Origin of the sequence: Natronomonas sp. (assembly GCF_036625485.1) — an archaeon.
Lineage (GTDB): Archaea > Halobacteriota > Halobacteria > Halobacteriales > Haloarculaceae > Natronomonas.
The window spans coordinates 1-13,075 of the sequence record NZ_JAZKTR010000068.1 but is presented as its reverse complement, the minus strand read 5'-3'; the positions used below and the strand labels follow the sequence as shown (position 1 = coordinate 13,075).

General features: G+C 66.5%; 12 protein-coding genes. 7 read left to right on the top strand and 5 right to left on the bottom strand.

Going from position 1 to position 13,075, the window contains the following annotated elements:
- Positions 1–499: 499 nt before the first annotated feature.
- From coaBC to hpt, 4 genes are all read left to right on the top strand, one after another.
- A complete protein-coding gene (gene coaBC / locus V5A53_RS08320; RefSeq protein ID WP_332313132.1) occupies positions 500–1,654 on the top strand; it encodes a bifunctional phosphopantothenoylcysteine decarboxylase/phosphopantothenate--cysteine ligase CoaBC in 1,155 nt (384 codons plus the stop codon).
- Positions 1,655–1,763: 109 nt separating this feature from the next.
- The gene (locus V5A53_RS08315; RefSeq protein ID WP_332313131.1) at positions 1,764–2,237 is read left to right on the top strand and encodes a hypothetical protein; all 474 of its coding nucleotides are present in this window, start codon (positions 1,764–1,766) and stop codon (positions 2,235–2,237) included.
- Positions 2,234–4,057 carry a hypothetical protein gene (locus V5A53_RS08310; protein WP_332313130.1) on the top strand — a complete coding sequence of 608 codons (1,824 nt, stop codon included), beginning with the start codon at positions 2,234–2,236 and terminating at the stop codon, positions 4,055–4,057. The genes V5A53_RS08315 and V5A53_RS08310 overlap by 4 nt, the downstream gene beginning before the upstream one ends.
- Before the next feature lie 140 nt (positions 4,058–4,197).
- Positions 4,198–4,767, top strand: coding sequence for a hypoxanthine/guanine phosphoribosyltransferase (gene hpt, locus V5A53_RS08305; RefSeq protein ID WP_332313129.1), 570 nt, complete (start codon positions 4,198–4,200; stop codon positions 4,765–4,767).
- A 240-nt stretch (positions 4,768–5,007) separates the two neighbouring features.
- Here the strand turns inward: hpt and V5A53_RS08300 are convergent, their stop codons facing one another.
- Both V5A53_RS08300 and V5A53_RS08295 read right to left on the bottom strand, forming a co-directional pair.
- Positions 5,008–5,274, bottom strand: a complete 267-nt coding sequence (locus tag V5A53_RS08300) for a DUF7538 family protein (protein WP_332313128.1) — start codon at positions 5,272–5,274, stop codon at positions 5,008–5,010.
- Between the two features lie 42 nt (positions 5,275–5,316).
- On the bottom strand, positions 5,317–6,669 hold the full coding sequence (locus V5A53_RS08295; RefSeq protein WP_332313127.1) for a DEAD/DEAH box helicase family protein: 1,353 nt from the start codon (positions 6,667–6,669) through the stop codon (positions 5,317–5,319).
- A gap of 132 nt (positions 6,670–6,801) precedes the next feature.
- On the opposite strand from V5A53_RS08295, the gene V5A53_RS08290 reads away from it, so the two are divergent.
- On the top strand, positions 6,802–7,449 hold the full coding sequence (locus tag V5A53_RS08290) for a nucleotide exchange factor GrpE (protein ID WP_332313126.1): 648 nt from the start codon (positions 6,802–6,804) through the stop codon (positions 7,447–7,449).
- Positions 7,450–7,635: 186 nt separating this feature from the next.
- Complete coding sequence (gene dnaK, locus V5A53_RS08285; protein WP_332313125.1) at positions 7,636–9,582, top strand: molecular chaperone DnaK; 1,947 nt, start codon at positions 7,636–7,638, stop codon at positions 9,580–9,582.
- Between the two features lie 40 nt (positions 9,583–9,622).
- Here the strand turns inward: dnaK and V5A53_RS08280 are convergent, their stop codons facing one another.
- Together V5A53_RS08280 and V5A53_RS08275 are read right to left on the bottom strand one after the other, a co-directional pair.
- A complete protein-coding gene (locus tag V5A53_RS08280; protein WP_332313124.1) occupies positions 9,623–9,997 on the bottom strand; it encodes a hypothetical protein in 375 nt (124 codons plus the stop codon).
- Between the two features lie 134 nt (positions 9,998–10,131).
- Complete coding sequence (locus V5A53_RS08275) at positions 10,132–10,290, bottom strand: DUF7557 family protein (RefSeq protein ID WP_332313123.1); 159 nt, start codon at positions 10,288–10,290, stop codon at positions 10,132–10,134.
- Between the two features lie 87 nt (positions 10,291–10,377).
- Here V5A53_RS08275 and V5A53_RS08270 point away from each other — a divergent pair, with 87 nt between their 5' ends.
- Complete coding sequence (locus V5A53_RS08270) at positions 10,378–11,352, top strand: NADPH:quinone reductase (protein WP_332313122.1); 975 nt, start codon at positions 10,378–10,380, stop codon at positions 11,350–11,352.
- 7 nt (positions 11,353–11,359) lie between these two features.
- Here V5A53_RS08270 and V5A53_RS08265 read toward each other — a convergent pair.
- On the bottom strand, positions 11,360–13,075 hold a 1,716-nt coding region (locus V5A53_RS08265), incomplete at its 5' end, for a Rieske (2Fe-2S) protein (RefSeq protein WP_332313121.1).

The following is a 13,075-nucleotide window of genomic DNA, read 5'->3' as shown; positions in this document are numbered from 1 at the left end:
CGACTAAAATGAACGCCACCGCGCCTCGCCCTTTCATTCCGCCAGGGAACGGCCGGGAGCGCGTGCGGCCCGACAGGGCCGTCGCGCGACATGCGCGGCGCTACGCGCCGCGATGTAGGTCCGCGGGCCGTGCGAGGCGGCCTGCGGCCGCCTCGAACGGAGACGGCTTCGCCGTCTCCCAGCCCGCGCAACCCGGGGAAGGGCAGGTGCGGTTGCCGTCCTGGAGGAATCGAAGGGCGAGACCGGGTCGACGAAGCACGCCGACGTAAGCACCGCAGGAACGACCGAAGGGAGTGACGAGGAGCGCAACGAGGCGCGCGAGTCGAGCCGGTCGAGGGCTTCGGGGGTCGTTGCGGTTTCGTTCGAGTAGTCGTTTCCAGAGAGCCGGTCGAGGGCTTCGGGGGTTGCGGTCCCTTTTGAGTCGCAGAGATCAGAAACTCAACAGGCCCTGTCTCCGAGAGCCGTTGGTTTTTATCGGAGCACGCCGAAGCCCTCGCCGATGCTCGATGGCGTCAACGTCGCGCTGGGAGTTTCCGGCTCTATCGCGGCGGTAAAGACGGTCGAACTGGCCCACGAACTCCGGCGGCAGGGCGCGGAGGTCCGGGCGGTGATGACCGAGGCTGCCCAGGGAATCATCCATCCGTGGGCGCTGGAATTCGCGACGGAGAACTCGGTCGTCACGGAGATCACGGGCTCGGTCGAACACGTCGAGCTGTGCGGCTACGACGGGTGGGCCGACGTCCTCCTGCTGGCGCCGTCGACGGCCAACACCATCGGCAAGGTCGCGGGCGCCGTCGACGACACGCCCGTCACGACCTGTGCGACGACGGCGCTGGGTGCCGGGATGCCCGTGGTCGTCGCCCCGGCGATGCACGCGCCGATGTACGACCATCCCGGCGTGTTGGACGCCATCGAAACGCTCGAAGACTGGGGTGTCGAGTTCGTCGACCCGCGCCTCGAAGAGGGGAAAGCCAAAATCGCCGAGGAGGAGGCTATCGTCCTCGATGTCGCCCGCGTGGTCGGCGACCGCCCCCTCGACGACGAGCACGTCGTCATCACCAGCGGCCCGACCAGCGAGTCCATCGACCCCGTGCGCGTGCTCTCGAATCGCGCCTCGGGACGGACCGGCCGGGCCATCGGCAAGGCCTGCTACGTCCGGGGCGCGGAGGTGACGCTCGTCCATGATGGCCTCGAGGTGCCCTACGCCGACGTGGTCGCCGTCGAAAGCGCCGCCGAGATGCTGGAGGGCGTGCGTTCGGTCGCCGACGACGCCGACGTGCTGGTGTCGGCGGCCGCGATCAGCGACTACACCGTCGAGACAGCCCCAGAGAAGCTTCGCTCGGGTCAGGACCTCTCCTTGGACCTCGAACCGACACCGAAACTCATCGACTCGATTCGCGAGGAGTACCCGGACCTCCCCATCGTCGGCTTCAAGGTCGAAACGGGCGGCGACGACGAGGCGATGGTCGAGCAGGCCCGCGAGACGCTCGCCCGCGCGGACCTCGCCTTCGTCGTCGCCAACGACGCCAGCGTGATGGGTGCCGAGACGACCCGCGTGTTGCTCGTTCGGGCCGGCACCACCGAAGAACACGAGGGGACGAAGACCGAAATCGGCGGTCACGTCGCCGACGCACTCGCCGAGGAACTGGCGTAGGAGGCCTGCTCGCCACGCTCGCCGAGCAGGACCCCTCGATGCTCCCCCATCGCCTCACCGAACGACCTGCTCGCTGGGTTTATATATGCGGCCCCGGTGTGCTGTGGCGATGAGTGGCAACCGAGTCGTCGCCGTCACCGTACTCGTAGTGCTCGCGGTGACGCTGGCGTCGGGCCCGCTGGTGGGCGTGTCGCTGACCGACGACCCGGCCGCCGACGGCGAACCCAACCACGTCTCCGTCTCGGTCGACGAGGCACCCGACGACGCGGCGCTGGTGGCGGACCGCCACAACGACGACCTCTATCACCTCCGGGCCGACCCTGTACACTTCACCGTGACGAACGTCTCGGGTCGGCCGACCGTCGTCTATCGGGTCGATGTCCCCGAACTGAACCACACCCGAAGCGCGGGAATGTTCGTCACAGAGGGCGGCACCTACGAGGTCTCGTTCGACCCCTCGAACGTCGACAGCGAGCGGGTCGAGCAGGACCGATACGAGGGAACCGTCACCGTGCAGGCGTTCGATGCGGACGGCAGTCGCGTGCTGGTCGAACGGACCGTCACCGTCGAGGTTGAGGAATGAACCGTCGCGACCGTTTCCTCCGGGCCGTCTTTGCCGACCGCCTCGGCGCTATCGTCTTTCTCGCGGCCCTCCTCGCCTACCTCTCTTACTGGCGACTCGGGCCCCTGATAAACGATAGCTACACCGTCGCCAACACCCTCGTCGCGGTCGCCGACGGCCACCTCTACCTCGACGAGGCCGTCTACGGCCCGGGACTCGATACGCCCGGCGTCGGCAGTCGGGACGGCCGCCTCTACGGCCGCAACTACGGGCAGGTGTTCCTCGCCGTCCCTCTCCTCGTGGCCGTCGAGGCGCTCGCAACGATCGCCGACCTCCGCGTCGCTCTCGCCGGCCTCTGGGCGTTCGTCGTCCTCGGCCTCTCGGTTCTCGTCGGACGGGAACTCGACGTCCCGGACCGCGCCGCCTACGCCGGCAGCGCGGTCGCGCTCGTCGGATTCGCCGCGATTCTCGTCGACGCGACGCCTATCGACCCGAGCGACCACTACCTCATCGCGCTGCAAGCCCAGACGATGCTCGTCGCCGCCTTCACGGGCGTCGTCGCCTATCGCCTGCTGGCGAGAGCCTACGACCGCCGGGTCGGCTTCACCGCCGGACTCGCCGTCGTCCTCGCAACGCCCGTCGGATTCTGGGCGCAGTTCCCGAAACGGCACGCCTTCACCACGCTCTGTGCCCTCGCAGTCATGTACTTCCTCTACCGAAGCCGGGAGGGCGACGGCGTCGATACCCGCTTTCGTGCCGCGGCCTACGTTCCCGTCGGTATCGCCGCGTGGGTCAGCGCCGCAGAAGGTGCCATCCTCCTGCTTGCGCTCCTCGCCGTCGACGTCCCGACCGGCGGTCGGAGCCTCCGGTCGCTGGCGGCGGCCGCGAGCGCGTGTGTCCTCGCCAGCCTGCCCCTGTTCGTCACCAACCTCTTCGTCACTGACAACCTCCTCGAACCGCCGCGGGTGCTGAGTGCAGGGGGAAGTGGTTCGCTCGCGGAGCGTGGCAACCCCGACGGCGGAAGCGATACCGGCGGCAGCAGCGGCGGCGATACCGGTGGTGGCGACGCCGGCGAAGCGGTCTCCGAAGCCGCCGATACGGCCTTCGGTGTCGTCGACCTACTGCTCGGCCTCTACCAGCGCGGAATCGACATGGCTCTCTCCGGAACGGGAGAACTCTACCACGCATTCATCCGCGGCGGCTATCTCCCGGCCATCGCACAGCGGGACGCCGGCGAGGCGATCCGCCTGTCGTTCCTCGAGGCCATGCCGCTGGCCGCCGCGCTCGTCGTCGTGCCGGTCGTCGCCGTCCGAACCGACCTCGCCGGCCGCGTTCGAGCCGTGGTCGACCGCCGCGGTCTCACCGCTATCGGTATCGTCGACGCCTTTGCCGTCGTCTACGCCCTCGCACTGTCGCTCGTCTACCTCCCGCGTTTGCCGATACACGCCGCCGTAACCGTCCGCTATCTGCTCCCCCTGTACCCCATCGCCATCTACGCCGTCGCACGACAGACCGCCGTTCGGCGAGTCGTTCGCAAGCACACACGTCCGATAGCGTTTACATACGCCGGAAGCCTCCTCGTCGGTGGCCAACTGCTGGTCATCTACCTGTGGGCGACCGACGCTACCCGCGGCGAGGCCGTCCAGACCCACGCGCTCGTCGGTCTGCTGGCCGCCGGCCTGCTCGCCGCGTGGATACTCGCCGACGCGTTCGGCTACCGCGAGGACCACGTCGGCGCCGTCACGCTCGCTCTCGCCGCGGCCGCTACCACTGCCTTCGTCGTCCTCGGGGCGCTGTGGCACTTCGCTTTCGTCGGTCCGGAGGCGTTGCCGTTCGTCTGAGAGGACGGTTGTACCGATTCACCGGCCATCGCTCGACGGTCGGCGGTAGCCGATGACGGACTACCACTGTTCGTCTGAGACGGCCACACACCCCGACCTCCGACCGTCAAGCTTTACCCCGGCCTTCGAGTACCGCGAGCATGGACCAGCTTCAGCAGTCCCTCCTCGACGCGCCGATCATCGAGAAGGACGGCTACCACTACTTCGTCCATCCGATCAGCGACGGCGTCCCGATGCTCGAACCCAGCCTTCTGCGCGAGATCGTCATCAAGATCATCCGCAAAGCGGAACTGGAGGACGTCGACAAGATCGTCACCCCCGCCGCGATGGGCATCCATATCTCCACGGCTGTCTCGCTGATGACCGACATCCCGCTGGTCGTCATCCGCAAGCGCGAATACGGCCTCGACGGCGAGACGCCGCTCTTTCAGGAGACCGGCTACTCCGAGAACCAGATGTTCATCAACGACGTCAACGAGGGCGACAGCGTCCTCATCCTTGACGACGTCCTCTCGACGGGCGGCACCCTCTCGGCCATCTGCGACGCCCTCGAAGACATCGGCGCCGACATCGTCGACATCGTCGCCGTCATCAAGAAGGTCGGCGGCGAGAACAAACTCGAGCAATCTCCCCACTCCGCGAAGACGCTCATCAACGTCGACGTTGAGGGCGGCGAAGTCGTTATCATCGACCCGAAGGGCGACGACTAGCACCCACTTTTTACACGGGCCGGCCTGCGGCCGGCCCGGCAAAAACGTGGGGAAAATATGCGCGAGCGCTTCCAGTCGCGCGCCCTTTGGGCGCGCGGTAGTCACCGCTCGCTACGCTGGCTCCCTTCGGTCGCCAGCGGGAACCGCGCTCGCTTCGCTCGCGCGGATGCCGGCCGATGCTCGAAATATCTCCTCGCGTTTGCTAAGTTGGGTTAACTCACGTCCACTCCTTATAAACAGCTATAGTGTCTCCCCCTCTACCTCGGGGTCGATACCGACCTCTGAGAGGTCCGCACGGATACGCTTGCGTAGCGGGTCGGGAACCATGTCCCGTCCGACTGGAACTGCTTCGCCGTCGCCGCGCACTCGCCAGTAGATGACGCGGTCGGTCGGTTCGTAGTATTCGATGCTGTACTGTTCGGTCGCCCCCTCGTAGTGGACTCGCGCGGCGTAGCCCTCGCTTCGCCATCCCTCTCGCTTGCTCAGCGCCGTGGTCTTCTCGCCCATAGGGTGGCTTCGGTGGCCTCCGGGATTGACGTTACGGGCCGACTATCGCCGCCGACGGGCGACCCGTTCCTCGGCCGTCTCGCTGGTGACGACTTCATATAAAAGGGCTTGTCCGCCATCGCTTTTCGGACGGAGGACGCGGCCGAGTCGCTGGGTGAACTCCCGCTCGCTGCCCGATCCTGAGAGAACGACTGCGACGTTCGCGTCGGGGACGTCGACGCCTTCATCGAGGACGTTGGCCGAGACGATTCGAGAGTAGTCTCCCCGGCGGAAGCGGTCGAGGATTTCGCGGCGCTCCTCGGCGCCCGTCTCGTTCGTGATCGGCGGAATGAGAAACCGCTCTGCGAGATCGTAGACGAGGTCCGTGTAGGCGGTGAAGACGATGACGCGGTCCTCGACGTGGCGGTCGAGAATCTCGGCCAGGGTCTCGACCTTCCGGTCGGCGTTCATCATCACCTCGCGTGCGCGCTGTTTGGCCAGCAGGGCCTCCCGGGCCTGGGGGTCGGTCCCGGAGCGTTTGACCAGTTCCTGATAGTCGCTACCGCTCCGGAGTTCGATGCTCGATCTGGCGAGGTAATCGGTGAAGGTACCCTGATGCTCCTCGTAGCGTTCGCGTTCCTCGGGCGTGAGGTCGACCTCGATGCGCTTGATGGCGTAATCGGCGAGGTGCTCGCCGGCCAGTTCGTCCGCGGAGCGCTCGTAGACGACCGACCCGACCAACTCCTCGATGGCCTCGTGGGCGCCGTCGGGGCGCTCGAAGGTCGCGGTGAGGCCGAGTCGGGCCGGTGCGGCCATCAGGCGGGCGATGTCGCGGTAGCCCTCGCCGCCGAGGTGGTGGACCTCGTCAAAGATCAGGAAGCCGAACCGGTCGCCCAACTCGTCGGCCCGGAGGTAGGCCGAATCGTAGGTCGCGACGGTGATGGGTTCGACTTGCTGGGTCCCGCCGCCCAGTTGGCCGATATCGACCGAATCGCCGAACTCCGCTTCGAGTTCGCCACGCCATTGCTCCAGCAGGTCGATGGTCGGGACGACGACGAGGGTCGGCGTTTCGAGTGCGGCGATGGCCGCGATGGCGAGGACGGTCTTGCCGCTGCCGGTCGGGAGTTCGACGACGCCGCGGTCGTTGGCGCCGTGCCACGCGTCGAGGGCGTCCTGCTGGTAGGGGCGGAGTTCGTAGGCCGTCGAGAGTGCAGGCAGGTCCGGCGTATCGAGGACCGTGTCGTCGACCGGGAGGTTCCGGTTATAGCAGGTATCGCGGACGAACGGATAGCGGAAGGCGGGGGTGCGGCGGCTCTCCGAACGGTTGTCGGCCGCCACGAAGGACAGGCCATCGAGGGCGTCGGCGCCCTCGCCGTCGACACGTATCGTCCCGTCGTCGTATCGAAGCCGGACCACATCCGGAGTCGGCGACGCGACGGTTTAACTCCGACGGCAGGCGACGACCGTCGAGGCCGACCCTGGGAGGGATGGAGGCACCGGACGCGAGGTTTCTCAATCCTTATACGCGCCGAACGGCTCTTTGCACGTATGACCGAGGAGCAGGGAGTCGAATCACCCGAGAATGGCGCCGATGTCGAGGCCGAGACCGACGAGGGTGTCGGTTTCGGTGCGGTCGACGCCGATATCGACGTCGAAACGGTCGACGTCGGCGAGATACAGGAACACGTCGCCGACAGCGACCCCGAGGCCGTCGCCGAGGAAATCGCGACCCTCCGCGAACACGTCGGCGACCTCGAACTCGAACTGGAGGAGGCCCGCGCCGAGCGCGAGGACTTCGAGGACCGCCTCAAGCGCAAGCAGGCGGAGTTCCAGAACTACAAGAAGCGACAGGAAAAGCGCCGCGAGCAGGAACGCCAGCGAGCCACCGAGGGCCTCGTCACTGAACTGCTGGAGGTCCGGGACAACCTCAAGCGCGCGCTCGAACAGGACGAGGACGCCAACATCCGGGAAGGCGTCGAGGCGACCTTCCGCCAACTGGACGACGTGCTCGCCTCCGAGAACGTCGACCCCATCGAACCCGAACCGGGCACGGATGTCGACCCCCAGCGCCACGAAGTCCTGCTGCGGGTCGAAAGCGACCAGTCGGCAGGCACCGTCGACGAGGTCCAGCGGCCCGGCTACGAGATGGCCGGCAAGGTCCTGCGCCCGGCGCAGGTGACCGTCGCCGAGGAATAGCGTCGATCTCGCTCGTCGGGAACCGCCGGGACGGCCGCTCTGACGGCTTGTTTTGCGGTTCTGTTTATATTTGCTGGTTCGAGCGGTTGCCCTGTTGAAAACCGCCGGAACGAGCGCTCCTGTCGGCGCCCTGTGTCGGCGTGTCTAGCAACTTTTAACCGATTCAGTCCGGTATCTACGGGCAACATGGCGAGCAACAAGATTCTCGGTATCGACCTCGGTACCACCAACTCCGCGTTCGCGGTCATGGAGGGTGGCGACCCCGAGATCATCGTCAACAGTGAAGGGGAGCGGACCACGCCGTCCGTCGTCGCGTTCTCGGACGACGGCGAGCGACTCGTCGGGAAACCGGCGAAGAACCAGGCAGTCCAGAACCCTGAGCGGACCATCCAGTCCATCAAGCGGCACATGGGCGAAGAGGACTACACCGTCGAGATCGAGGGCGAGGACTACACGCCCGAGCAGATCTCGGCGATGATCCTCCAGAAGATCAAACACGACGCCGAGGAGTATCTCGGCGACGATATCGAGAAGGCCGTCATCACGGTCCCCGCCTACTTCAACGACAAGCAGCGACAGGCGACCAAGGACGCCGGCGAGATCGCCGGCTTCGAGGTCGAGCGCATCGTCAACGAGCCGACCGCCGCCGCGATGGCCTACGGCCTCGACGACGAGTCCGACCAGACGGTCCTCGTCTACGACCTCGGTGGAGGCACCTTCGACGTCTCCGTCCTCGATCTGGGCGGCGGCGTCTACGAGGTCGTCGCGACCAACGGGGACAACGACCTCGGTGGCGACGACTGGGACCACGCCATCATCGACTACCTCGCCGACTCCTTCGAGGAGGAACACGGTATCGACCTTCGCGACGACCGGCAGGCCCTCCAGCGCCTGAAGGACGCCGCCGAGGAGGCCAAGATCGAACTCTCCTCGCGGAAGGAGACCACCATCAACCTCCCGTTCATCGCAGCGACGGACGAAGGCCCGCTCAACCTCGAAGAGAAGCTCACTCGCGCGAAGTTCGAGTCGCTGACCTCGGACCTCGTCGAGCGGACCGTCGGCCCGACGGAGCAGGCCCTTCAGGACGCCGACTACTCCAAGTCCGACATCGACGAGGTCATCCTCGTCGGCGGTTCGACCCGGATGCCGCAGGTCCAGGAGAAGGTCGAGGACCTCGCCGGCCAGGAACCCAAGAAGAACGTCAACCCCGACGAGGCCGTCGCGCTCGGCGCGGCCATTCAGGGTGGCGTCCTCTCCGGCGACGTCGACGACATCGTCCTGCTCGACGTGACGCCCCTCAGCCTCGGTATCGAGGTCAAGGGCGGCATCTTCGAGCGCCTCATCGACAAGAACACGACCATCCCGACCGAGGAATCCAAGGTCTTCACCACTGCCGCCGACAACCAGACCTCGGTCAACATCCGCGTCTTCCAGGGCGAGCGCGAGATCGCCGACAAGAACGAACTGCTCGGCGCCTTCCAGCTGACCGGCATCCCGCCGGCACCCGCCGGAACGCCGCAGATCGAGGTGACGTTCAACATCGACGAGAACGGCATCGTCAACGTCGAAGCCGAGGACAAGGGCTCCGGCAACAGCGAGGACATCACCATCGAGGGCGGCGTCGGTCTCTCCGACGAGGAGATCGAGCAGATGCAGGAAGAAGCCGAAGAGCACGCCGAGGAGGACGAAAAGCGGCGTGAGTTCGTCGAGGCCCGCAACGACGCCGAGGCGTCCGTCCAGCGCGCCGAGACCCTGCTGGAGGAGAACGAAGAGCAGGTCGACGACGAGATCCGCGAGGACATCGAGAACGAGGTCGAGGCCGTCGAGGAAGCCCTCGAGGAGTACGCCGAGGTCGACAGCGACGGACTCGATGAGGCCACCGAGGCCCTCGAATCCACGACCGAGAGCCTCTCTGAGGCCCTCCAGGAGATCGGCAAGCAGATGTACCAGGAGCAGGCCCAGGCCGGTGCAGGCGGCGCCGGCGCCGGTGCTGCCGGCGGTATGGGCGGCATGGGTGGCATGGGCGGCGCTGGCCCCGGTGGGGCCGGTCCCGGCGGTGCCGCAGGTGCCGACGGCGAGGACGAGGAGTTCGTCGACGCCGACTTCGAAGACGTCGACGACGACGAAGAGTAAATAACCGTCCCGATTCAGCGATTTTTCTGCAGCTCTGTCGTTAACACGGTGAGATATCGTCGCCACGAACTCGACGCATATCGGTTCGCGTGACTTCGTAGACCGCCTCCGAAGTCATGTCTGCGTAGATTTTCTCGCCGTCCTGCTCTGTCGTGTACGCGTACGGCAGACTGACCTCGACGCGAACGCCGCCGTCGCTCATCCCGGTCACCTCGGCGCGCTGGGTCGCAGCGCCCTCTCCGGTTCCCCAGTGGGTGAGACACGATTCGTCTTCGAGTCGTGCGGTGACATGCTCGTCTTCGGCCGCGAGCGCCCATCGTTCGAGCACCAGCGGCGATGCGAGGGTCGCAACGAGCCCGACGGCGAGCAAGACGGCGATGGTCAGTTGCTGTCGGGTCGGCATAGAGGGACGCATTTGGCCGACCTATGGGTCGGCGCGTATGAACCCGTTCGGATACCTAAACTCGCCGTTTAACATATGGCGAGCGTGGCGCTGGCCAGCGTCGCAAGTACGAAAACGAAGGAAACTCGCGAATCGGGATGACGCCGTTATTCCGAACCGACGTGGTCGCCGCCGTGGGCGAGGGTGCGCTCGCCGGCCTCGTAGATGTTGATGAGTTCGTTGATGAGTTCGTCGTAGGACTCGTCGTCGCGCTGGAGGCCATCGAGTCGTTCCACGGTTTCGGCGTCGAGGTGGACTTCAGGCATGAGTTAATTATTCCGCGTACTGACATATAAGCCTGCGGGGGTTCCGGGACGCGAAACTATAGATGACCGTGGACGGGATTCCAAGCAATGCGTGCAGCACGATACCACGAAGCAGGCAACCCGGACGTACTGTCGGTAACGGACCTCGAACGACCCGAACCCGGCGCGGGTGAACTCCTTGTCGAGGTTCGCGCGGCGTCGGTCAACCCGGTCGACGCGAAGTTCCGAGCGTGGGGGGTTCCGGACGGACCGAAGACGACGGGGTCGGACCTCGCCGGCGTCGTCGAATCGATCGGCCCCGGCGTCGACGACTACGAGGTGGGCCAGCGGGTCTTCGGGACCGGCCTCCACTCGACGCGGTTCGACGGCGGGTCGTTCGCCGAGTACGCGGTCGTCCCGACGGACCTGGTCGCGCCGCTGCCCGAGGAGGTGGATTTCGAGACGGGCGCAGCGGTCGCGCTCGTCGGCGTCACCGCGTGGCGGGCGTTCGTCGACCACGCCGGCCTCGAACCCGGCGAAACGGCGTTCGTCCACGGCGGAAACGGCGGCGTCGGCCACGTCACAGTTGGTCTCGCCGACGCGATGGGCGCCTCGGCGCTGGCGACGGCCCGGCCGGAACACCACGACGCCGTCGCCGGATTCGGTGCCGAGGCCGTCTTCGATTACTCGCGCGAGGACCTCATCGGGGCCGTCCTTGGGAGGGTCGAAGGCGGCGCCGACGTCGTCCTCGACCACATGCCGGGGACGTACCTCGGGACCGACGTCGAGTTAGCGTCATTCGGCGGCGATATCGTGGTCATCGCCGGCGGCGAGGCGACGTTTCCGGACGTCTCGGCGGCCCGCTCGAAGGAACTCACGCTCCATCCGATGAGCATGACCAACCTCGTCGACCACGCCGAGATGCCCGATATCGCTCCCATACTCTCGCGGTTGGGCCGACTGGTCGCCGATGGGCCACTCGACGTGGCCATCGACCGGACGCTCCCGCTGTCGGAGGCGGCGGAAGCCCACCGGGCCGTTCTCGAAGAGAGTATCGTCGGGAAGATCGTCGTCGTCCCGTAAGCGAGTTCTATTCGGCCTCGTGGAGGCGTTCGCCCCGGTGCAGGCGGGTCGCGATGGAGAACGTCTGTTCGTGTTCGCGGTTGGTCGGCGTGTGGGCGGCGAGATATCGGGCGCCCGCCACGAGCGCGTAGCGGCGTTCCTCATCGTCATCCAGCGCGTCGAACCGGCGGAAAGCCCCGGAGACGTTCTGGAACGTGTGGAAGTCGGCGTCTTCCCGAAGCAGGCCACGGCCGAGGATGCGCTTGAGGTCGGCGGGGTCGCCGCCTGCCTCGAAGTGCTCGGCGACGAGGCGGCCCGCACGGTTGACCTCGCCCTGTTCGTCGAAGGTATCGAGCAGGTCGCTTCGGATGTCTTCGGGCTCTCGGCCCGTCTCGACGGGGGTTGGCTCGGGAGCGCGCGGACTGTTGAGGAAGCGGTCGAGGTAGACGCTCATCGCGCCGTCGAAGCAGGCGCGATAGATTTCGGTGGCGTCGGTGCGATGGGCCAGTTCGTGGGCCGCGTTCGCGTACACGAAGGTGTGGTGGACGGTATCCCAGTCGTTGAACTCGTTGTTCGTCGCGAAGTAGGCCACGCGCCGGGTCGCCGCCCGGGCGACCGCATCCGTCAGTTCCTCCTGCGTGGCGCCGTCGGCGATGGCATCACAGAGCGCGTCGATGATGGCCTCGGCATCCTCCGACAGCAGCGTCTCGACGAATCCCTCGGGTTCCTCCCACTCCTTGCCCTCGCCGGCCGCGACCAGCGAATCGAGGCGGTCGTGGGCGTCGAAACACAACTCGGCGATATCGACCGGCTGGCGCCACGAGGAGAGTTCCTCCGACCGGGTCGCGTCGGTGAGTTGCGGTACCGTCGAGGCGAGGACGGGTTCGGCGTGTTCCTCCCAGCCGAGATGCTCAAGCGTCGCCAGGGCGCTGTTGATGAAATCCAGCGTGTGGCTGCTGTTCATATAGAGGTGGTCGGTTGCCGCGGCAACCAGAATCTCGACGACCTCGGCCGGCGGCAGCGCCTCGATGGCGGTCAGGAGGGTTCGCTCGGCGCCGTCGGAATCTCGGACCTCGCAGTTCTCGCGGAACCACGACTTGAGCCGTTCCTTCGAGAGCTCGCGGTTCTCGAAGGCGTACTGCTGGAAGCGTGGGGCCTCACCCGCCACGTCGTCGGCCACCTCACGAACCCCGGCGAACATGGCCCGGCGCTTGTCGCGGCCGCCGACATCGTCGTACAGCTCTGCCATGTACGACAGCGTCGTCAGCCCACGACCCCACCCGGAGGCGCGGTATTTCGTGCCGAAGTTGACCGCCGTCTCGACCGGTGTGTAAAAACCGTCGCCGTGCTCGTCTAGTCCGATGACCGATTTCGCCTGGACGAGCGAGAGGTTCTCCTGGAGGCCATCGGCGAGTCGGTTCCGCCACCGCGTCGACGGAGGGACGGTCGGTTCGGGGTCGGGGTCGAGGTAGACCTGGTCGTCTCGGATATCGACCGGGAACGTCTGAACGTCGTCGGCCCACGGGTCGAAGGTGTCGCCCTTCTCCAGCTCGAATCTCGCGTGGTGCCAGTGACACGTGAGGATGCCCTCGTCGACGGTGCCTCGGGTGAGTGGGAAGCCCATATGCGGACAGCGGTTGTCGACGGCGTAGACCTCCTCTTCGTGGAAGAACAGCGCGATCGCCTGGCCGTTCTCCTGAACGACGGTTCGGCCCTCGGCTTCGAGGTCGGCGAGGTCGCAAAC